This is a genomic window from Microcoleus sp. PH2017_05_CCC_O_A, from assembly GCF_020738785.1.
Taxonomy (GTDB): Bacteria; Cyanobacteriota; Cyanobacteriia; order Cyanobacteriales; family Microcoleaceae; genus Microcoleus.
The window spans coordinates 1-20,617 of sequence record NZ_JAEQCB010000088.1 but is presented as its reverse complement, the minus strand read 5'-3'; the positions used below and the strand labels follow the sequence as shown (position 1 = coordinate 20,617).

Below are 20,617 nucleotides of genomic sequence, written 5' to 3'. Positions count from 1 at the left end.
CGCAGCTAAGGCGGCGGGAATGTTGTCTAAGGTTTGGGATAGCAATCCTGCTTTGAGTGTGACTCAGGTTATCGATGTTTTGACTGGAAGTGCGATCGATTTGAAGGAGCCCGGATGGGATGAGGAAACGGGTTTTGGGGTGGTGAATTTGAATAAGGCTGTGCAAGTGGCGAAGGAAACAAAGCCGCAAAGTTACACGCCTAGTCCTTTCTTGAGTCCGACAACTTGGGGTTTAGAAGGAAAAGTTACCCCTTGGGAAAGGGCGACTTATGACATAAAAACAGGAAGTTTTACATCGATTATTTGGTCAACTACTGGTGTGAATCTACGCAATAGCCCTAGTTTTAACGATCGTAGCAATGTGAGTATTGGATCTAAAGGTCAGACTTTCACTTTCGATGCTTGGACTTACGGGGAAATAGTCCCGGATCTCACCACACAAAAGCCAGATGCTTTGTGGTTTCGGATAAATCAAAACGGCAAATCTTACTGGGTACCGAGTGCATACACGAAGGGCTACCCGCCTGGAAACCCCCCATTACTGCCTCCCAAGCCCAATCAATCCAAGCCCAATCAATCCAAGCCCAATCAATCCAAGCCCAATCAATCCAAGCCCAATCAATCCAAGCCCAATCAATCCAAGCCCAACGCTGCCACCTAGTTCAATTTTTCTCAACGGGCACACGATTGGTGGCAATTTTTATCCAGTTTTCCAGAATTCTAAAGGAACACTGGGCAATCCGACTTCTGATGTCATCAACTATAATGGCGTGAGCTATCAGACATTTGACAAAGGGTCAATTGTTAGCAGTAAAAATGGAACTTTCCCGCTTTATGGTGCCATACGTCAGGAATTCTTGAAAACAGGTGGATTGGATGGCTGGTTGGGCGCTCCGAAGAGTGCAGAAAAGGGCCAAGGGGATGGAACGCTAATCCAATACTTTGAGAAGGGTTACATTTCCTGGAATGGCGTTAAGGCGATCGCATACAGAGAAGGAGATGGTAAGCCATCTGTATCTGTGCCATCTATATCTGTTCCTAATCAGCCAATCTTAGGTGACGATCGTTGGTGGGATTTGCAGACAGGTGATTCTTTTCTCTATTCTAATCAAGAAGATCCGAAGAATAACTCTAAGTTATACTCGGAACTTCAGACGATTGAACGCAGTCAAAAAGTACGTCAAATGTATGTTGATCTTTCCAAGGCAATTTTCAAAGGTAGCTTGCTCGAATCCGACGCTGGTTATGCTTATGACAAAGGCTACATCGAGAAAGCAAAAATAGGCAATAAAGTTGGTTGGATTCACTCTGGGATTGATATGTCAGCTTCGACCACAAATGTGATTCACTCGCCAGTTGATGGCATAGTTGTTCAAGACATCTCTGACTATGGACCTGGTAGCGGAAGGGCTATTTGTGTTCAGGAAAAGGTAGACGGAAAACGTGTCAATCGTTTTTGGTGGTACTTACATCTAGCATCGGGTAAAAGTAAAATTGATCAACCAGTGACTGCTAAGGAAACAGTTATTGGTAGTCCTGGGATTATAGGAGGGATGGCTCCTCACCTTCATTTAACTGTTGCAACGACATCAGATAAAAATGCAGCTCTAAATGTCCTCTCACCTGGTGTAACCCAAGCAAAAGCTGCAATTAATGAACTAACAGCAAGAACAATGAGTCCTTTACAAGCTTTTTGGGAAGCACAAAATAAAGTTCTTAGATAGTCGGATGATCCCTCGCCCTTTCTCTCCCATATTCTGAAGGCAGATCGCCCATAACTCACCAAACGATCGATCGCCCTTCTTACATCCGCGTTAATCTGCGTCCATCTGCGGTCAAAAAAGATCGATCGCCCTTTCTAACAATTCAGAAGGGCGATCGCCCTTATTTTGCATTCAACTCACAAATAATTGTCAGTTCAGCCAATTACTCACATACGTCAATCAAAAAGCGCCAAACCCCAGTGCTTTGATCGAATCTCTCTTAAAACAATGGCGAAAACAACAAGAAAACCAAGCTTTAGCAGAAGCTTGTAAGCTAATTGACGAATTAGATTTAGGATGGGATGAGGAATGGCAAGCTCAAGCGATTACCGACTGGGAAGTATCTGGATAGCTAGATTCGATCCGTCAGTAGGAACAGAAATACGCAAAACGCGACCGGCATTAGTGATTTCTGGTACGTTGTTTAACGAGCGACGCAGCAAAGTGACTGTTTTGCCGTTTACCTCCGCTCGTGCTCACGATCCTCGGATTTCTGCTGCTGTAATATTAGTACCCGCATCCCCACAAAATGGTTTAGATGCAGACAGTTTGCTAGTCTGTGTCGATCTCATGACTTTCGACAAAACGAGATTAGTACAGCAAGTCGGCCAATTGGAATCCGAGCTATTTTCCCAAGCTCAAGAGATTTTGCAGCGCTATTTGGAATTATAGCGATCGCCCGACGCTAACTCTCACCAAAAATAAAAGCGAGATCCATTTTGGAACTATCCAAAATGGATCTCGCTTCTGCTTGTAGGATGGAATAACCGCTTCCATCTCCCAATTTCCATGACCACCCCCATCCAGCAAGAAGCCCGCCAAATTCTCGACACTCTCGCCTTTACCCCCTTCGATCGATGCCATCCCCTCAGCCGCGACTTCGACACCATTCCTGCTAAAGTTGGTTTGTACGCCTTTCGACATCGCACCGAAGGATTGCTCTACATCGGCAAAGCCAAGAACCTCCGCGATCGACTCCGAGGCGGTCACAAAGCCTTTCTCTGGGGCTGGCTCGATCGCTACGATCCAGATGATGTAAGGATCGCCTTTGTTACCCTCAACCAATGGCAAAAACCAGGGTTATTATATGAATTAGAAACCCTCATCCTGCAAGCTACAAATCCTCCCTACAACGTTAAAATCCCCAGAGAACAATGAATCATACCCTCAACATCCAACACTTGCCACCATCCGCTATTCATTCGCTGATGACCCATTTGCCGGACTATGTGAAAGTCGCCCTGATGGAAAAAGCTACGCAGCTAGAATGCTCTCTGGAAGCTGCGATCGAAATGGCGATCGCTAGTTTTCTAGACTCAGAAGCTTTCAGCTTTGAAGATTGCCTATTATCGCAACGTCTTCAGGAATCAGAACTGGTAGAATCTCCCCAAAGGAAATAGGGAACGATCGCCATTTCTCAGGATAATTCAGAAAGGCGATCGACCATAATTCATCAAAAGATCGATCGACCTTCTGACATCCGCGTTAATCTGCGTCCATCTGTGGTCAAAAAAGAGCGATCGCCCTTTCTAACAATCCAGAAGGGCTATCGCTCTTCAACTTCCCATCTCAAGACTAAAGATTTATTCATTCTCATCAACATTATCAAAAATATCTTCGATGTCCCGTGCTCCGTGAATCACACGCAAAATTTCTACCCCTGAGTCTATGAGACGGTAGAAAATCAGATATCTTCTAAAACCTTTAATAGCTTGTTGTCGCACATCGATTAAATTCGGATGAGAAAATTGACAGCCTTTTCCCATTTTTGGCGTTTGGGCCAATTGTTTAAAGGTTTCTCCCGCCGCGACAAGAAAGCGATCGGAAGCATCCATATTATCTTCCGCAATGTAAGTTGCCAATTCAATTAAATCGCGGATAACTTGCGGACGTTTTTGGATCGAGGTCATTTTTCTCCCTGCAACCCCTGATTCTGGGAAATACGCGATCGCACAGCTTGACGAATCTCCATCCAATTTTCCTCCGTCATAGCGGTAGGATTTCCCGATTCCAAACCCTCTAATAACATCGCTTCCAAACGTTCTGAAGCTTTACGTTTTTGGTCTTGGCGAATTAACTCACGGAAATACTCGCTAGCTGTACTATAACCACCTTGGGCTACCTGTGCTTCTATATAAGTTCGCATTGAGTCAGGTAGAGAAATATTCATGCTTGTCACGGGTATTACTTACCTCATTTAACTCGTTATTTTTAATATGGCAGATTTTGCCATTTTTTGTCAAGTCTCATAACCACTAATTTTTTAATAATAAAATGGGAAAGGGCGATCGCTTCGTAATATCAATACTCCGTCAATTCTTGCAAGTCTGTATCTTCCTTATAGATTTCTGCATAGAGAGCCGCAGATTCTTCCAATTGCTCCGCATACTCCGCATCCTCTGGGTTATCCCAAATTTTAGCAAAAGCTGCTTCTGAGAGTTTGGTCACAGTATCAACTAGAACACCAGCTTCACTTCGCGTTAATAGGAAGTCGATAAAATCTTTTAATACCGTAATTTTATCTGGCGGTAAACTACGGATTTTTTTCATCAGCTCTGCTTCTGGGTTTTGGGTGATACTCATTTGAGCTACCACTTATTTATTGATAAGATAGCATATACTTGATATTCCGTCAATATTGCGATGTTGCAGAAACGATCGCCCAAACTGGTAAAATCCTAGCAAATCCCAGATGAAATCCCAGATGAGACTAAGCAAATTCAACTTTTGTGCGATCGCAATTTTCCTAACTTTGGGCATTTTCGGCAGTACCAAAGCAGACGGAGGAATTGCACAGTTCAGTTTCAGCAACAAATCCACTCAAACTTTAGCACAAACCCTCCCTCCTCCTCCCCCTCCAGCTCCTGCCAAATTGCCAGTCACCGAACAAGAAGGCCCGCCGATTACTAGCGAATCAGTGCCAGATCAAATAGCTTTAGCAACCCATTTGCAGACTATCAAAGCTAGAATGTTCGGTGCTTACTGGTGTCCTCACTGTCACACGCAACAAGAACTTTTCGGCCAACCAGCATTTACCGCGATTACTTACATTGAGTGCGATCCCAGAGGTAAAGATGCTCAACCAGATTTGTGCAAAGCAGCTAATATTAAAGCTTATCCCACTTGGGAAATTCGCGGTAAATATTACACTGGTAGGCTATCTTTGGAAAAAATTGCTATCTTATCGGGTTATAAAGGCAGCAGGAATTTTCAGCCACAACTTCCCTCTCCTTAAATATATCTAAATTAGGAATGAGAATTAAATAACTTACAATTTTAATTATTCTGGGATGGGCGTCCCGCCGGTCCAGAAAAGACGGGCGGGACGCCCATCCGACAAATATGTGTAAGTTATTAAATTTTCGTTCCTTAGTTGACGACACTCGCCCACTAAAAAACCGGGTTTTTGAACCGAGATTGACGGTTTTAGGCAAAAATTTTGGTTAAAAACCCGGTTTCTTGCCACCTGCGCGTCTAGCAGTATAAATGTAAGGCGCACAAGCACCTGAATTTATGACTTTTATGAATCGAGCTTATGAATAATATGAATTGACGTAAAAGCGAGATAATTATTTAATGGTACTTAGGCGGACATATCTATTTTAATTCCAAATTAGCACTTATTCACGAGACTGAAACGATGCACTTACAATCTAGGAAAAAACTAATAACTTTCAGCAGTTTGCTGTGCTTGTCAGCAATTGTATTTCCGGTAGCCAGCCAAGCTATAACTGTACAAGAAGTACCGAATCCACGCCAAAATCACACTTGGGTAACAGATAAAGCAAATATTCTCAGCGACAGCACGGAAATTCAGCTAAATCAGGTGATTGCGGAGTTGGAGGCGAAAAATGGCTCAGAAATTGCAGTGGTGACAGTGCCTGATACTAAGCCATCCGCGACACCCAAAGCATTTGCTACAGAATTATTTAACTCTTGGGGAATTGGCAAGAAAGGTAAAAATAACGGAGTTTTATTGTTGATTTCGTCGGGGGAACGCCGCGTTCAGATTGAAACTGGTACCGGGATTCAAGGCATTTTGCCGGATGCGAAAACTGTGAGTATTATTCAAACGGAAATTACGCCCAAATTTAAACAGCAAGACTTTGACGGGGGGACATTGGCGGGGACAAAGGCGTTAGTTAATGTTTTGCAAACTCCGATCGCAAATGTGCGATCGCAAAACGCGCTACCTTTGGCTCCCATAGTACCAGGACAAGGCGTACAACCGTCTGCAAATACTCAATCTCAAAATACGCTGCCTTTGGCTCCCATAGTACCAGGACAAGGGGTAACACCGTCGCCAATACCTGCTCAATCGCCAGTTGTTACGGATGATAACTCATCAGGTGGCGTGTTCATATTTTTCTTAATCCTTGCCTTGCCTGTGTTATTGATAGGATGGATAATTCGGTCTATTATGTCCAGTTCCCGCTCTTCTTCTAATAGTCGCAGGCGTCATTACGGTAATAGAACCAGCGGTAATAGCACCAACGGTTACGGTAGCAGTAGTAACGATTACAGTAGCAGTAGCAGTAGCAGTAGTAGCGATTACAGTAGTAGCAGCAGTAGCGACTCGGGCGGTAGCTTTGGTGGTGGTGACTCTGGGGGTGGTGGCGGTGGTGGGGATTACTGATAGTTGTAAGGTGCTCTTCGGCGCACCCTATTTGAGCTTGATTTATACATTTTCCCTAGAATGACCACAATCATATTGGTTTGTAGTGAGGACTTTAGTCCTCGGATGGATGCGGACTAAAGTCCTCACTACAAACCTTTTTTAGGATTAACTTTTACTCCGAAAAGTAGTCTGTAACTATTTTCAAAATTCGGGAGGAGGCTAAGCCGTCGCCAAAGGGATTAATTGCCATTGCCATCGCGTCGTAAGCTTTAGAATCACTCAGCAATTCTGCGGCTTTTGCTGTAATTGTATCAGAATTTGTACCGACAAGTTTAGCAGTGCCTGCGGAAACTGCTTCTGGCCTTTCTGTGGTTTCTCGCAATACTAAAACTGGCTTACCCAAACTCGGTGCTTCTTCTTGCAATCCGCCTGAATCTGTCAAGATTAAATGACTTCTCTGCATCGCTCCTACTAATTCTGCGTAATCTAATGGTTCTGTTAAAAAGATTCTTGAATGGTCGCCCAATAGAGCTTTTAATGGTTCCCGGACTGTGGGATTTCGGTGTAGTGGTAAGAGCAAGGCTGTGTCGGGAAATTTATCTAAGATTTGAATAAATGCCTTGGCAATTCCTGCTAATGGTTTGCCCCAATTTTCGCGGCGGTGTACTGTTGCTAAAATGGTGCGATGTTGGCTCCAATCTAAGTTGGGAATGTTGCATTCGGGTTCGCGTTTGGCGACAGATAGCAAAGCGTCGATGACTGTGTTGCCTGTACGGTGAATTTCTCCCAAAACGCCCGATCGCACTAAATTATCCGCAGCCAGCGCTGTTGGGGCAAAATGCAGCCGTGTGAGCTGCGAAATCAACCGCCGATTAGCTTCTTCGGGATAGGGATTGAACACGTCGTCAGTCCGCAATCCGGCTTCTACGTGACCTACGGGTATTTTTTGGTAGAATGCAGCCAAGGCAGCGGCAAAGGCTGTCGTTGTATCTCCCTGTACTAAGACGATTTCTGGCTGCAACTCTTTAAACAAGGCTTCCAAACCATGCAAACTCCGGGAAGTGATATCTGTCAAGCTTTGCTGGTGCTGCATAATGGCTAAATCTCGATCGGCTTTCAGGTCGAACATCTGCATCACTTGCTCGACCATTTCTCGGTGCTGACCGGTTAAAATTACTTGGGTGTCAAAGTTTGGCGATTTTTTGAACAGTTGAATTACTGGGGCTAGTTTAATCGCTTCCGGGCGAGTTCCTAAGACTATGCAAACGCGGTGTGTGGCTTTGGGCATATTCATTCAGTTGACAGTTGACAGTTGACAGTTGACAGTTGACAGATGAGGGCGAACTCTACCTGGCAGTCCGAGGATTGGAGTAATGAATAGTCTTCTTTTAATTTCTACCTACAAGGGTTCCGGCTTTAAACCAATTCTTTGTGGTAAAATATAGTTAAGTTTATTGATGCTCGCATTTTGACTACTTTCAAGAACAGGCAGGATGCCTGTCCCACAATAATCCAATGTTTTTGTATGCACGCGAACCTGCACATAAATAGATGATTGCTTGGGCGCAGAATGTTAGTTCATCCGAATCTACTTAATGTTAAAATTATCTCGATCATTGGAGTTTTTTAATCTTTAATTTAATTTATTATGCCATATCGATACATTTTATTTTACAAACCTTACGATGTTTTAACTCAATTCACTGACAATTCAGGGGAAACTAAACGCAGCACTCTTAAAGATTTTATTTCGATTCCTGATGTTTATGCCGTCGGCAGGCTCGATCGCGATAGTGAAGGTTTGCTACTGTTAACCGATGACGGACAAATGCAGCACCGCCTCAGCGATCCGAAATTCGCTCATCCCCGCACTTACTTGGTGCAAGTCGAAGGGGTTCCCGATGCAGGCGCGATCGCCCGTTTGCAAACTGGTGTCACCATTCAAGATTATCGGACTCGATCGGCAAAAGTGCAATTATTGTCCGCAGAACCCGAATTGCCGCCCCGCGAACCCCCGATTCGATTTCGCAAACACATTCCGACAGCTTGGCTGGAAATGACTCTCACCGAAGGCCGCAACCGCCAAGTGCGCCGGATGACGGCAGCAGTGGGGTTTCCGACGCTGCGGCTGGTGAGAAGCGCGATCGGGCATTTGCGTCTGGAAGGCCTCAAACCCGGTGAATGGCGCGAATTAACTCAAACAGAAATCAAACTATTTTAAGATTTGCACAGAACAGCATCAGGAGCCTGCATTGTGCACCCTAATTTCTGGAAGGTAAACTAAAACTTTCCTTTCCATCCCGATCTTTTTGCACCCGAGCTCCCAACTTAACAAGAGCTTGTTTTGCCCTTTGACGCACCAACTTATCAGTTGTTTGATAATAAACCGTGCTCCAAGCATTAAACCGCACCGACACGCTATCTGGATCTCGGCGCAAAAACTCAGCAGTTGCTCGAAAAAGCGGCGCCAATTTCTTCCCCTCCTGGGTCTTTTCCACCCAATCAGCAGCCATTTCGTGAGAGCGAATTGACTCGGGAATGTCTCCCAACAGCAGTAACTCATCAAGACCTTTTGTTCGCCACACTATCCACGCTTGGGGATGAATTTGCGGCGACAAGGCGTTAGTACCCCGCTCGATGAACTTAATAGCAGTTTCAGGTTTTCCCTGATAAAAAGAAACGGCTGTTGACAGAAACAGGTAGATGTCAGCCCACCTGGGGTCGCGCTGGGTAACTATGTCAAAATAATCTTGGCCCAGATTGTAGCCGGTCACATTTCGTGCTTCGTCATCGCCAAAATACTGCAAAAATTTGAGAAATGTCCAATCTGCAATTAAATTGTCAAACCCAAAACTAGGGAGATTTTTGAGCATTTTCAGCCGCAGGGCTTCTTGCTGGGCTTCTTGCTGGGCGGCTTGCTTGAAACTAGCAGCAGATATTGCAGAGAGCGGCTTTTGCTCCTCAACGCCAACTGAGGTCATTCCGCCTAATTGCCCGATCGACTGCATGGTAATGACTCCAGCCAGCGCTGCTGCACCGATAACTCCATTAACGAGCAGACTCAACCACTTACGCGAAAAATTTTCGATTTTAGTTTCCATGAGACATTTAAATCCAAGTTTTAAATTAAGTTTATTAAAATAGAGTAATGATTGGTTGGCGATCGACTATAAAGCTGGTTAAACTATCCAAAGGGATGCTATGGCCTCCACAACATAGTTTAAGTGGTAGTTTGAGATTTTTTAGCAATTTTAAATCTCAAATCAACAATCAAAAATAGAATTGAGCCAAAATTCAATGAATCAAGCCCGCAGACGCTTTTCTAAGTTACAGGCAGCCCTGTTCACTGGGGCGATGGCAACAACCGCTTCGATATCTTTACTCGTTCCCAGTCTGAGTCAGTCAGTCCGCGCCGAACTTCAAGATAGCCCCAAAGCTGTCTTAGACGAAGCTTGGCAAATTGTGAACCGAGATTATGTCGATCCAACCTTTAACAAGACTGACTGGCAAGTTACCCGCCAAGAATTGCTCAGCAAAAATTATACTTCTCGCGAAGCTGCCTACACTGCCCTCCGCAATGCCCTAGAAAAATTAAAAGACCCCTACACCCGCTTCATGGATCCGAAACAGTACGAAGCGCTGAAGAGTCAAATCTCCGGGGAACTGACAGGGGTGGGGATGAGGCTCGAAGAAGACGAGAAAACGAAAGCGATCACGGTAGTTGAGCCGATGGAAAATTCCCCAGCCCTGAAGGCAGGGATTCAAGCTGGCGATACGATTTTGGTGATTGACGGCAAACCTACCAAAGGTATGACTGTCGCGGATGCGGCTCAAATAATTCGGGGTGCCGAAGGCACGAAAGTCACGCTGCGGATTGCTCGTCAGGGCAAAAGCGAGTTTGATATTACTCTGACTAGGGCGAAAATTGAGGTAGCAGCGGTTCGCTACAGCCTTAAGAAGGAAGCTGACAAGAATGTCGGTTATATCCGCTTGCAAGAGTTTAGCTCCCACGCGGGCGAACAAATGCAGCGGGCGATTAAAAATCTCTCGGAGCAGAAAGCTGACGCTTTTGTGTTGGATTTGCGGGGTAATCCCGGCGGGTTGCTGTCGGTGAGCATTGATATCGCGCAGATGTGGATGGATTCTGGGGCGATCGTCCGTACAGTCTATCGTGCGGGAGATTCTCAGGAAATGCGGGCCAACCGCACTGCAATCACTAACAAGCCTTTGGTGGTGTTGGTGGACAACAACTCGGCCAGCGCCAGCGAGATTTTGGCCGGTGCGCTGAAGGACAACAAGCGCGCCACTGTGATGGGCGGCCAAACTTTTGGCAAAGCTTTGGTGCAGTCTACGCATCCTTTGTCTGACGGTTCGGGATTGGCGGTGACGATCGCCCACTACTATACTCCCAACGGTACGGATATCAGTCACAAGGGCGTTACTCCCGATGTCAAGGTGGAAGTTAGCGACGAACAAAAGCTGAAATTAGCTAATAAACCGACGTTGGTTGCGACGAAGGACGATCCTTGCTACGCGCAGGCGATCGCACTTTTGAAAACTAGCGCTGCATCGGTACGTCCCACTGTTGGTAATGAGGCTCTTGCTCCTAAAAAGTAGTTGAACACCGTCAGACAATAACAATTAGTTTTAAGATGAAACCCGCACCGGCGGGTTTTGTTTTGTCAAGAATTGATTGCATCGATTAATCACTGTAAGATTAGTTCGTAGTGCGGACTTCAGTCCGCAGCCAGTAAGATTGGTTCGTAGTGCGGACTTCATATCGTTTCCGGGTGCATCGGAATTATATAGTGCGAGCGTCTCGCTCGCGACATAGATCGCGAGCGAGACGCTCGCACTACATAATTCAAATATATTATTCCGATGCTACCGGATTTGATATCAGTCCGCAGCCGTATAGCGGACTGAAGTCCGCACTACGAACGGTTTTTGTGATGCTAATTGACAGGACATGATATTAATGGCTCGTGCTTTGTTGCATCTAATATCTACGATTGAATGATGCTATCAAACAAAGTTAAAAGTCCTAACTCCTGGGTCGGACACGGCAATGCCGTTTTCCTACTTTTCAGAATTGATAGAATTAAGACGCCGGATAAACTCTAAGGGTAAACCATCAGTATCAGCAATAAAAGCTACTTCATAAACATTTTGCCCGATCGCCTGTTGAGTCGGTTCCAATAAAACTTTCAAAGCTTGAAACTGATTTGGTTCGTCTTTAGCTGCTTCCTCAAACCGCTGTTTGAGAGACTGCAACCAACTCGGCAAATCAGTTGTCGCCTCAGTCAAATCGAAAGATAAATGATAATATCCAACATAATGCTCGTCACCGAAAGCATCCGGTGCGGGTTTTGGTTCCGGGATTTGGATGAGTTCGATGCGTCCGTTGAGACCTTCCATCCAACAGGCTAGGGTGTAACCTGTGGTAAAGCGATCGCTCACAGTAAAGCCTAACTGTTCGTAAAAGGCGATCGCCCGATGAATGTTAGCAGTGCGAATCGAGGCGTGGTGCATTTGGCAGTTGACAGTTGATAGTTGACAGTTGATAGTTGACAGTTGGCAGTTGATAGTTGGCAGTTGTCAATTGGTAGTTGTCAATTGGTAGTTGGCACTTATTATTTATCCTATGTTATTTGTCACCTACTACTAAGAAATTAATAAACTAATAACTACTGCCAACGGACAACGGACAACGGACAACGGACAACGGACTATTCAAACAATCGAAAATAGGGATATCTAATTGGAACTCCCGGCTCTTTTTCCAAATCAAAATTAATCACTTCCCAGCAAGGTTCCTCTTGGGGATCGGGGCTAAAATCCACAGGTAAACCGTACAGCCTCGGGCGTGGCGAATCCGGCTGGCCCCGCCAAGGCGTGCTGCGTTCCAAATAAGCGCTGATTAAGTCTCGATAACGTTGGGCAACGATGACGCGAGTTGCTCGGTACCCTTGAGTATAAAGTCGATCGAGCGCTTCGTGAATTTCAAACCGAATTCCGTCAGGGTGAGTGTGCTGGCGATACCATTCATCCTCCCAGCGGCGCCAGTGTCGCCCAGACTGAAGGTGAACCAGTTCCCCCGTTTTTGGATCTGCCTCAAATGCCCCGTGACGCGGACACAAATAGGTATCCGTGAGTGTTAAAGCCGGAATTGTTTGGCGACAGTGTGGACACTGAATTTCCGGGCCAAACATCGGGTATTGCAAGGCAACTTCAATCATTTATTGCGTCCCAGCATATTTATCTGCAAAAGTGGCAAATAGTCTTATTATATCCCGTATCAACAACCAGCTAATCTGCTAGAAGTATCACGATCGACCAAAAAGATGAGCAATCTCAACGAACCTCTGCTTGCACTTCCTGCCTATTGGCCATTGCCGGATCTCTCCGAAGCTGCTTTTGTCGCTGAGGGCGCTGTTGTCATCGGCAGGGTAGAGGTGGCTGCGGGCGCTAGTATCTGGTACGGGGCGGTGGTGCGGGGGGATGTAGAACGAATTGCGATCGGCAAAAGTACCAATATCCAAGATGGAGCAATTCTACACGGCGATCCGGGGAAACCGACTGTTTTAGAAGATTTTGTGACAGTAGGACATCGAGCGGTCATTCATTCAGCTTACATTGAACGGGGCTGTTTGATCGGGATTGGGGCGATCGTCCTGGACGGAGTGAGAGTCGGCACAGGTGCGATCGTCGGTGCAGGGGCGGTTGTGACGAAGGATGTTCCCCCTCACACGCTAGTGACTGGAGTGCCTGCCAAGCGGCTGCGAGACTTGTCTGAAGAGGAATCTGCGGAGTTGGTGGAACACGCCAAGCGTTACGAAAAGTTGGCTTTGGTTCACGCGGGAAAAGGAACTGATTTGGGATTTGGTTAGTTGATAGAATAAGATTTTCAACATTCATGTCAACTTAAAACTGAAACCCTCTGTCTCTCTCGTTTTTATCGAAGTCTAGATCCCCCTAAATCCCCCTTAAGAAGGGGGACTTTGAGAATATTTCTTGTCCCCCCCTTATTAAGGGGGGCTAGGGGGGATCTCCGGGTTAGTTTTATTCGAGAAGAATGCTAAACTAAAGTAATTAAAATCAAGCAAAAAAGTATTGATTTCTAATGGCTTACACCGCGCAAAAAATCCTCACCTTTGAAGCATTTGTCGATCGATACTGTGACAACCCCCGCTACGAACTTGCTGACGGAGAATTAGTTGACAGGTCACCCACAGGCCCCCACGAAACCGTCAGTGGTAAACTGGTAGCTCAAATAGTAATTGCGATCGCAGCAGAAAAACTACCTTGGTTCATTCCCCGCACTTGTTTGATCCGTCCATTTTCCGACGCAGCTACTGCCCGCCGTCCCGATATTGTAGTGTTAGATGAAACTGCCCTTGTCAGCGAACCCCTCTGGGAAAGAGAACCTGTAATCACGCTGGGGCGATCGATTAAATTGGCAGTAGAAGTCGTCAGCACTAACTGGGAAACAGATTATGCCCGAAAAGTTGAAGAATATGCTCTTTTAGGAATTCCAGAATATTGGATTGTTGATTATCGCGGATTGGGAGGCGTGGCTTTTATCGGTAAACCGAAACAACCTACTGTCACCGTTTGTCAACTAATCGATCAAGATTATGCCAAACAACAATTTCGCATGGGTGAACGGATTATTTCTCCTCTGTTAAAGAGTTTGCAACTTCGATTAGATGATATTTTGCCCCGTTAGGCGATCGGGTTTGTGTTAAAATTATCAAAGATCGTATTCAAAAATCAAATCAACGTTGTTCTGAAAAATTGGATAAAGCGTAAGCAATTCTGATGTTATATGAAAATAATAGTTATCTAAAGGCAAAATAATAATTTCTGCTTCTACTAAAATCGCCAAAAAATACTGTAATAGGGAGATACTTCTGGGAATTTGCTTGCTGGGAGTTGAATTAATTTTTTTTGTAATACACTTAATAACCTCTTGAACTTTATCCACTTTTCCAGCCCTGACAAGAATACCATATAAATTATCGCAAAAACGGGTCATATCTTTGGGCTTAAGTTCTTCGGGAATTTTTTCTCGCTGGAATAGTTCTTGAGTAGCAATAGCTAGTTGACGCTTTTTTTTTGTTTCAGGATCCTCACTTTCTTGTATAGCAGGAGATATTTGTTCAAATGCCAGAATCATTGTATCTAGCTGTTCAACAATCGCTTTTATTTGTGCTGCTAAACGGAGTTTCTTCCAGTCAATTTCCGAACCTTTATAAACTAGATCGTGGGTTGAAACTGCCCATGCGTGTTCAAAAGCACTTTTTATTTGAATTTCAAAGATGACATTAAAAATACTCAAAAAATTATCGATATTGCTATCATCTACACTTTTTAAGCGGGCATAAATTCTAGTTGAATCAAATTTAAAAGTATCGGGAGATTTTTTATTCTGTCCTCTTTTGACTGTTTGAGTAACCTGAAAAGTATCTTGACAAAATTTAATTACCTCTTTTTCTTGTGATAAATTTGGGATAATGACTGTACAACCAAATAAGTCATCTAGTTTTGACCATTTTTCAAATCTACCTGTCTCAATTTTTTCTGCTAAAGATTCAATAGTTTTAATTCTAGAAGTCAGTGCATATCCCTTGTTGTCACAAAAATTTAGCATTGTTTCTTTTACTAGCTTTGCAACCTCTTGGACGAAGGGAAGATATTGTTCATATTGGCGGTCTAAAATAGAAGGATAAATCATAAATTCGATATTTTACAGATTGATTACAAATTAGTATTTCCTGAAATCAATAATTTTAAGATATTAATTCTAGTTTTAGTTTTTTCAATTCCTGATGAACCCAATGAAGTTGTGATTGCCTCATAATAAGCTTGAGCTTCTTGAGTTTTTATTGCTAATTCAGGAGATTTTACTAATTCCATCAATTCGTAAATTCTCTGGCAGACATCGGCTGTTATATTTAATGATTTTTCACGCTTTAATTCTGCGATCGCGCCAAAAAATGAATAAAAGTCAGCTTGATTTTTGAGTTTTGTTTTGCATAAATTTATATCTTTAGGCGAAACATCTAACAAGTCTTTTATTAATTCTATAACTTCTTTAAATTCAGATGCTATTTCATCTTGCTCCTCCCAAGCTAAATCTCGATCGTTAAAAGCTTTATCCAAATCATCCTGACGATAAGACTTAACTCCTTCTTCTAGAAACAATAAAAGTAGAGTCACAAACTCTACATCTTTCATTTGTTTTTTGTCTTTTGCAGGAATTAAGGGAAAGCTTGGTGGGAGAATTGCAGCTATCCAGTCAGTTAAATCTTCTACAGTAGTGAGAAATCCGCCATTGAACTTTGCATGACGCAGTTCTTGACGTGTTAACTTGATCACATTACGGTTGATTCGGTTAAATATATCATTGATGATTCGTTCATCGTCGGATGGGACATATTCAACAGCAAACTGATATTTCCAAAAATTTTGCTTGACTTCATTTTCTAAGTCTTTGAAAGATTTACCTGTCAGTCTTGTCAAAGTTGCTTGTTCACTTACCGGAAATTTATTCTCAGCAAACTCAAATAAAGTAGATAACCTTTGTTTGCCATCAACAACACTATACTTAGATATGCCTTCAGATGTGATTTCTTGATACAAAAAGATAGCAGGGGCAGGATATCCATTAAGTACAGTATCAATGAAAAAGTCTTTATATTCTTGATTCCAAACACTGCGTCTTTGATAAGGTGGCTCAAGGTCAAGTAGACCTCTTGTGTAGAGATCCCAAAACCAAGAAACAGTTTGAAAATTTATGGCTCGACTCATCTGATTTGTTCCGCAGTAGGGTAAACTGTTAATTTCAATTATATACTATTAAGGCTCTGCGACACTTGCGCCGATCGCCCTTGCCACCAAAATCAAATCATGAACGATCGCACATCCAATTCAAACATTCCTCCACACACCTGGAAACGCGCCATCGGCCTCGGTTGGGACAATCCCTATACAGTCCGCTACGCAAGCAATCTCGACGACGGGCCCTGGCACGGAATGCCTCTGGGTGGCTTCGGTGCAGGCTGCATCGGGCGATCGCCCCGAGGTGATTTCAACCTCTGGCACATCGACGGCGGCGAGCACATTTTTCGCAGTTTACCAGCTTGTCAGTTCAGTATATTTGAAGAAACAAAAGGCAAAAAACAAGCCTATGCACTGTCAACCGAACCGCCTACAGATGGCAGTTTATCTAGTTGGCAATGGTATCCTTCTGAAGGAAGAAGTAAGAAGGAAGAAGGAAGAAGAGAAGAGCAAGAAGAAGTAACGGGATGCAAGTATAATTCTGGTAGTTATCATGCTTTATATCCGCGCAGTTGGTATGTTTACGAAAATGTGTTTGAAGCTCAATTAAGCTGCGAGCAATTTTCTCCAATATTGCCGAACAATTATCAAGAAAGCAGTTACCCAGTTGCCATGTTTGAATGGGTAGCGCACAATCCAACAGATGCGCCGATTACTCTCAGCATCATGTTAACTTGGGAGAATATTGTCGGGTGGTTTACCAATGCTGTACCCCCCCAGCCCCCCCTTAGTAAGGGGGGGTACGGGGGGGTTCCCGTCAAGGTGCGAGATGATGGCAGTCCATTTTATGACTATAAATCCCGGTGGGGAGAAAGTGGCGGAAATATGAATTTGTTGGTGGAAGATTTTCACCGTTTTGGTTGCGTGATGACGCGGTTGACGGCTGATGATGAACCACAAGAAGGTGATGGACAATGGGCGATCGCAACTATTACCAATCCGGCGGTAGAAGTATTCTATCAAACTCGCTGGAATCCCGCGGGAGACGGCGAGGATATTTGGCGGCACTTTTCTCAACAAGGTTTCTTGTTGGATGACAGAGACGAGACAGCCGCCGCCCCAGGAGAACAGTTAGCTTGTGCGATCGCAGTTCGGTTTACAGTTAGACCAGGAAAAACTCGCAAAATCCCCTTTATCATAGCTTGGGATTTGCCCGTTACTGAATTTGCATCGGGAGTTTCTTACTACCGCCGTTATACCGATTTCTTCGGGCGCAATGGCAAAAATGTCTGGCCGATTATTCGCACGGCGATGAAGCATTCGGATACTTGGCGCGAAAATATTGAAGCTTGGCAAAAACCGATTTTAGAACGGACTGATTTGTCAGATAGTTTTAAAATGGCGCTGTTTAATGAATTGTACATTTTAACTCAGGGCGGTAGTCTCTGGAGTGCAGCAGATGAACGCGATCCGAAGGGTCAATTTGGGGTTTTGGAGTGTATTGATTACCGCTGGTACGAAAGTTTGGACGTGCGGCTTTACGGTTCTTTTGCTTTATTGATGCTGTGGCCTGAATTAGAAAAGTCTGTCATGATTGCCTTTGCTAGGGCAATTTCTGCGGGTGACGATACTCCGCGAGTTATTGGTTGGAATCAAGCTGCGGCGATTAGAAAAGCTGTCGGTGCGACGCCGCACGATTTGGGTGCTCCCAACGAACATCCTTGGGAAAAAACGAATTATACTAGCTATCAAGATTGCAATTTGTGGAAGGATTTACCTTGCGATTTTGTGTTGCAGGTTTATCGGGATTTCCTCTTGACTGGTGGCACAGATTGTGAGTTTTTGCAAGAGTGTTGGCCGGCGATTGTTGAGGCTTTGGCTTATCTGAAAACTTTTGATGAGGATGGGGATGGCATTCCTGAGAATTCGGGTGCGCCGGATCAGACGTTTGATGATTGGCAAATGCGGGGGATTAGTGCGTATTGCGGCGGTTTGTGGTTGGCGGCGCTGGAAAGTGCGATCGCGATCGGCGAAATCTTAGAAGATGCAGCACCGGATATACTTCCGAATCCGCAAGAGAAGATTGCATTATATCACAGTTGGCTGTTACAAGCAAGACCTAGCTATCAAGAAAAACTGTGGAACGGTCAATATTACCGTTTGGACAGCGAGAGTAATTCGGAAGTGGTGATGGCCGACCAATTGTGCGGTCAATTTTACGCAAAACTGTTGGGATTGCCGGATATTGTGCCGCCTGAATGTGCACTCAGCGCTTTGGAAACTGTGTATGAATCTTGTTTTTTAAAGTTCAATGATGGTGAGTTCGGCGCGGCGAATGGGGTGATGCTGAACGGTTCCCCGGAAAATCCGAATGCGACTCATCCTTTGGAAGTTTGGACGGGGATTAATTTTGGGTTGGCGGCTTTTTTGGTACAGATGGGAATGGAGGATAAGGCGTTTAAGTTGACGGATGTGGTGGTGAAGCAGATTTATGAGAATGGGTTGCAGTTTCGGACGCCGGAAGCGATTACGGCTGGGGGGACTTTTCGGGCGAGTCACTATTTGCGGGCGATGGCGATTTGGGCAATTTATGGGGTGTTGACTGGTTTTAAATAGGGCATTGGTGCGATAAAATTAGGTACGTTGTTGGGCTTTAGCCCTCGGGATTTAAGAGGTTCTATAAGCTATCAGTCATGCCTCACCTTTATGATAAAGGCTATAGCATTTATCATAAACATGAGGTATGATTGTAAATGGAGTTTTTGATGCGACCTCGCTTACTATATAATCTAATACGGTTTATTTAACGCTTTTTGAATAATTTTATATGACGATTTTCTGCCAATACAGGCATTTTTGGCAAGTCAGATTTTTCTTAAGGATCGCAAATTAAATAATTTATACAAGGAAAGTGGAATGGGCGGGAGAGCCCGTTCATAAAGGACGGGCTCTCCCGCCCATCCCACAAAAACCATCAAATTGTAAGTTATTTAATTCTCATTCCTAAGTCAACTGTATTGCTATATAATCACTATAATCACTACTCTAAGAGGGCTAAAGCCCAACAACATACCTTTCGCAAGCTTAGACAATTTTCTGTTACCATAAAGTTTTTTGAACATTTTATAACTCTCTAAACTTGCAGAAGAAATCATCACGCACGAATAACTGTAATCTCCCGGTTCAATGGACTAGCATGAATTTCAGTTTTCAGCCGTTCTTCCAATTCTAGTGCATTGTCTCTGCGATCGAAGATTACCAACCAACCTTTATCTTGTCCCAATCTAGCTAAATACCCATCCAACTGTTCCAAACCTTTAGTCAAAGGATCGACTTTCCTATTCCGCCACACCTTCAGTTCAATTCCCAATGTCACCTCACCATAGCGCAAACACAGATCCATGCGATCGCGCCCAATGGCATATTCTCTCTCTAACGTTCCCCCACCGTTAATCACCCGATGCAGAAACGCCATCAACACCAAATGTGGCGCAATTTCGGGATAAGATGCACTTTTGAGCAACGGTTCGCCATGTTGCAGCCAAAAGGCGAGAAAGGCCTTGAGAAGGGCATCTGTGTTTAATTCTCCGTTGGCGCCCAACCAACTGGGACTGATAATCGGTAAACTATCTTGGGGGCCTTGGGCTAAAACTCGCGGTAAAACTTCTCGATAAATCGGATTGGCGATGACTAGCCCCCCAGCCGGATCGCGTCTGAGTAAACCCAAGTCTACCAAATATTGGCGATCGTCATTGGAAGATTCGGGCAATTCTCGTCCGGCTAAAATCGGTTCGATAATGGCTTTGACTCGGTTTTCTCTGAGTTTTTCTGCTAAACTATCTAAATGCGTATCTTGTCGTTTAATCAGAATCTCTTTAGCGGTTAAAATATGCTCTGCTGTAATTTCTATTGATTCATCAGTGACTAACTCTTCTACAATTTCTTTAGCTAACGCATTCACTAACCAAGGTTGTCCCTGAGTCAATTCAAAAGCTAAAGCTGAGGCTTCTGTTGTAAAAACTTGTCCGGTATCTTCTGTATGTTGATTGTAGAGTTCTACCACTTCAGCAGCATTAAAATTCCGCATAGTGAGGGAACGAACTTTAATATTAAATGGACTAGAAGTATTGAGCCTGTCACTGCCACCTGCCGCCACTTTATAATCTCTCACATCTCGCAAACCAATTAAACCAACTGATTGAGGAAAAGCGTTTGGACGATTGGGATAACCATCGCGTAATTGACGTAGAATAGAGATTAAAGCAAGGTCTTGTAAGGCATCAATTTCATCAATCAAAATAACTAAAGGACGAGGGGAAGATTCAGCCCAAAGACTGAGTGCATCGCCGATGCGGTGTCCGGCTTCTAATGAAGACCAAGCTATAGGTTGTAACTCTTGGGGTAATCTGATAGAAAGTGCTCGCCTCCAAGCACCGAGAATAGCATCTTCAGC

23 protein-coding genes are annotated in these 20,617 nt (G+C 44.3%); 13 read left to right on the top strand and 10 right to left on the bottom strand.

What is annotated here, in order from left to right; translation table 11 throughout:
• The 6 genes from JGK20_RS20935 to JGK20_RS20910 all read left to right on the top strand — a co-directional run.
• The coding region (locus tag JGK20_RS20935) for a hypothetical protein (protein ID WP_366039253.1) at positions 1-661 on the top strand (661 nt) is incomplete at its 5' end.
• Positions 558-1,724, top strand: coding sequence for a peptidoglycan DD-metalloendopeptidase family protein (locus JGK20_RS20930; RefSeq protein WP_293232004.1), 1,167 nt, complete (start codon positions 558-560; stop codon positions 1,722-1,724). The genes JGK20_RS20935 and JGK20_RS20930, both read left to right, overlap by 104 nt.
• Positions 1,725-1,968: 244 nt before the next feature.
• Positions 1,969-2,115 carry a hypothetical protein gene (locus tag JGK20_RS20925; protein WP_293232002.1) on the top strand — a complete coding sequence of 49 codons (147 nt, stop codon included), beginning with the start codon at positions 1,969-1,971 and terminating at the stop codon, positions 2,113-2,115.
• Entirely contained in the window at positions 2,073-2,435 is a 363-nt protein-coding gene (locus tag JGK20_RS20920) for a type II toxin-antitoxin system PemK/MazF family toxin (protein WP_293178661.1), read from the top strand. The genes JGK20_RS20925 and JGK20_RS20920 overlap by 43 nt, the downstream gene beginning before the upstream one ends.
• Before the next feature lie 117 nt (positions 2,436-2,552).
• The gene (locus tag JGK20_RS20915; RefSeq protein WP_293178658.1) at positions 2,553-2,921 is read left to right on the top strand and encodes a GIY-YIG nuclease family protein; all 369 of its coding nucleotides are present in this window, start codon (positions 2,553-2,555) and stop codon (positions 2,919-2,921) included.
• Positions 2,918-3,163, top strand: a complete 246-nt coding sequence (locus JGK20_RS20910; RefSeq protein ID WP_293178655.1) for a hypothetical protein — start codon at positions 2,918-2,920, stop codon at positions 3,161-3,163. The genes JGK20_RS20915 and JGK20_RS20910 overlap by 4 nt, the downstream gene beginning before the upstream one ends.
• Before the next feature lie 183 nt (positions 3,164-3,346).
• On the opposite strand, the gene JGK20_RS20905 is transcribed toward JGK20_RS20910, so the two are convergent.
• From JGK20_RS20905 to JGK20_RS20895, 3 genes are all read right to left on the bottom strand, one after another.
• A complete protein-coding gene (locus JGK20_RS20905; protein WP_293232000.1) occupies positions 3,347-3,673 on the bottom strand; it encodes a type II toxin-antitoxin system RelE/ParE family toxin in 327 nt (108 codons plus the stop codon).
• Positions 3,670-3,933: a type II toxin-antitoxin system ParD family antitoxin gene (locus tag JGK20_RS20900; RefSeq protein WP_293178653.1), complete on the bottom strand. Its 264-nt coding sequence runs from the start codon at positions 3,931-3,933 to the stop codon at positions 3,670-3,672. The genes JGK20_RS20905 and JGK20_RS20900 overlap by 4 nt, the downstream gene beginning before the upstream one ends.
• A 131-nt stretch (positions 3,934-4,064) precedes the next feature.
• Complete coding sequence (locus JGK20_RS20895; protein WP_293193498.1) at positions 4,065-4,346, bottom strand: toxin-antitoxin system, antitoxin component, Xre family protein; 282 nt, start codon at positions 4,344-4,346, stop codon at positions 4,065-4,067.
• A 121-nt stretch (positions 4,347-4,467) separates the two neighbouring features.
• Here JGK20_RS20895 and JGK20_RS20890 point away from each other — a divergent pair, with 121 nt between their 5' ends.
• Together JGK20_RS20890 and JGK20_RS20885 are read left to right on the top strand one after the other, a co-directional pair.
• Positions 4,468-4,998 carry a hypothetical protein gene (locus JGK20_RS20890; RefSeq protein WP_293193497.1) on the top strand — a complete coding sequence of 177 codons (531 nt, stop codon included), beginning with the start codon at positions 4,468-4,470 and terminating at the stop codon, positions 4,996-4,998.
• 405 nt (positions 4,999-5,403) lie between these two features.
• Positions 5,404-6,399, top strand: coding sequence for a TPM domain-containing protein (locus JGK20_RS20885; RefSeq protein WP_293178644.1), 996 nt, complete (start codon positions 5,404-5,406; stop codon positions 6,397-6,399).
• Positions 6,400-6,553: 154 nt separating this feature from the next.
• On the opposite strand, the gene wecB is transcribed toward JGK20_RS20885, so the two are convergent.
• Entirely contained in the window at positions 6,554-7,669 is a 1,116-nt protein-coding gene (gene wecB / locus JGK20_RS20880; RefSeq protein WP_293231998.1) for a UDP-N-acetylglucosamine 2-epimerase (non-hydrolyzing), read from the bottom strand.
• A gap of 360 nt (positions 7,670-8,029) precedes the next feature.
• Between wecB and JGK20_RS20875 the strand changes: the two genes are divergently transcribed.
• Complete coding sequence (locus JGK20_RS20875; protein WP_293231996.1) at positions 8,030-8,602, top strand: pseudouridine synthase; 573 nt, start codon at positions 8,030-8,032, stop codon at positions 8,600-8,602.
• Positions 8,603-8,642: 40 nt separating this feature from the next.
• Here the strand turns inward: JGK20_RS20875 and JGK20_RS20870 are convergent, their stop codons facing one another.
• Positions 8,643-9,482, bottom strand: a complete 840-nt coding sequence (locus JGK20_RS20870) for a hypothetical protein (protein WP_293178635.1) — start codon at positions 9,480-9,482, stop codon at positions 8,643-8,645.
• 196 nt (positions 9,483-9,678) lie between these two features.
• Between JGK20_RS20870 and ctpB the strand changes: the two genes are divergently transcribed.
• Entirely contained in the window at positions 9,679-10,998 is a 1,320-nt protein-coding gene (gene ctpB, locus JGK20_RS20865) for a carboxyl-terminal processing protease CtpB (RefSeq protein WP_293178632.1), read from the top strand.
• 462 nt (positions 10,999-11,460) lie between these two features.
• Here the strand turns inward: ctpB and JGK20_RS20860 are convergent, their stop codons facing one another.
• Together JGK20_RS20860 and JGK20_RS20855 are read right to left on the bottom strand one after the other, a co-directional pair.
• Positions 11,461-11,913 (bottom strand): VOC family protein, encoded by a 453-nt coding sequence (locus tag JGK20_RS20860; RefSeq protein WP_293231994.1) that lies wholly within the window; start codon positions 11,911-11,913, stop codon positions 11,461-11,463.
• Between the two features lie 197 nt (positions 11,914-12,110).
• The gene (locus tag JGK20_RS20855; protein WP_293178626.1) at positions 12,111-12,620 is read right to left on the bottom strand and encodes a TIGR02652 family protein; all 510 of its coding nucleotides are present in this window, start codon (positions 12,618-12,620) and stop codon (positions 12,111-12,113) included.
• Positions 12,621-12,725: 105 nt separating this feature from the next.
• Between JGK20_RS20855 and JGK20_RS20850 the strand changes: the two genes are divergently transcribed.
• On the top strand, positions 12,726-13,271 hold the full coding sequence (locus tag JGK20_RS20850; protein ID WP_293213054.1) for a gamma carbonic anhydrase family protein: 546 nt from the start codon (positions 12,726-12,728) through the stop codon (positions 13,269-13,271).
• Positions 13,272-13,504: 233 nt separating this feature from the next.
• A complete protein-coding gene (locus JGK20_RS20845) occupies positions 13,505-14,110 on the top strand; it encodes a Uma2 family endonuclease (protein WP_293178620.1) in 606 nt (201 codons plus the stop codon).
• 24 nt (positions 14,111-14,134) lie between these two features.
• Here JGK20_RS20845 and JGK20_RS20840 read toward each other — a convergent pair whose 3' ends face one another.
• A complete protein-coding gene (locus JGK20_RS20840) occupies positions 14,135-15,118 on the bottom strand; it encodes a hypothetical protein (RefSeq protein WP_293178618.1) in 984 nt (327 codons plus the stop codon).
• A 23-nt stretch (positions 15,119-15,141) separates the two neighbouring features.
• Entirely contained in the window at positions 15,142-16,194 is a 1,053-nt protein-coding gene (locus JGK20_RS20835; RefSeq protein ID WP_293231992.1) for a DUF262 domain-containing protein, read from the bottom strand.
• A 99-nt stretch (positions 16,195-16,293) separates the two neighbouring features.
• On the opposite strand from JGK20_RS20835, the gene JGK20_RS20830 reads away from it, so the two are divergent.
• A complete protein-coding gene (locus tag JGK20_RS20830) occupies positions 16,294-18,780 on the top strand; it encodes a GH116 family glycosyl hydrolase (protein ID WP_293231990.1) in 2,487 nt (828 codons plus the stop codon).
• 538 nt (positions 18,781-19,318) lie between these two features.
• Here the strand turns inward: JGK20_RS20830 and JGK20_RS20825 are convergent.
• A partial coding sequence (locus JGK20_RS20825; protein WP_293231988.1) for an ATP-binding protein occupies positions 19,319-20,617 on the bottom strand: 1,299 nt, incomplete at its 5' end.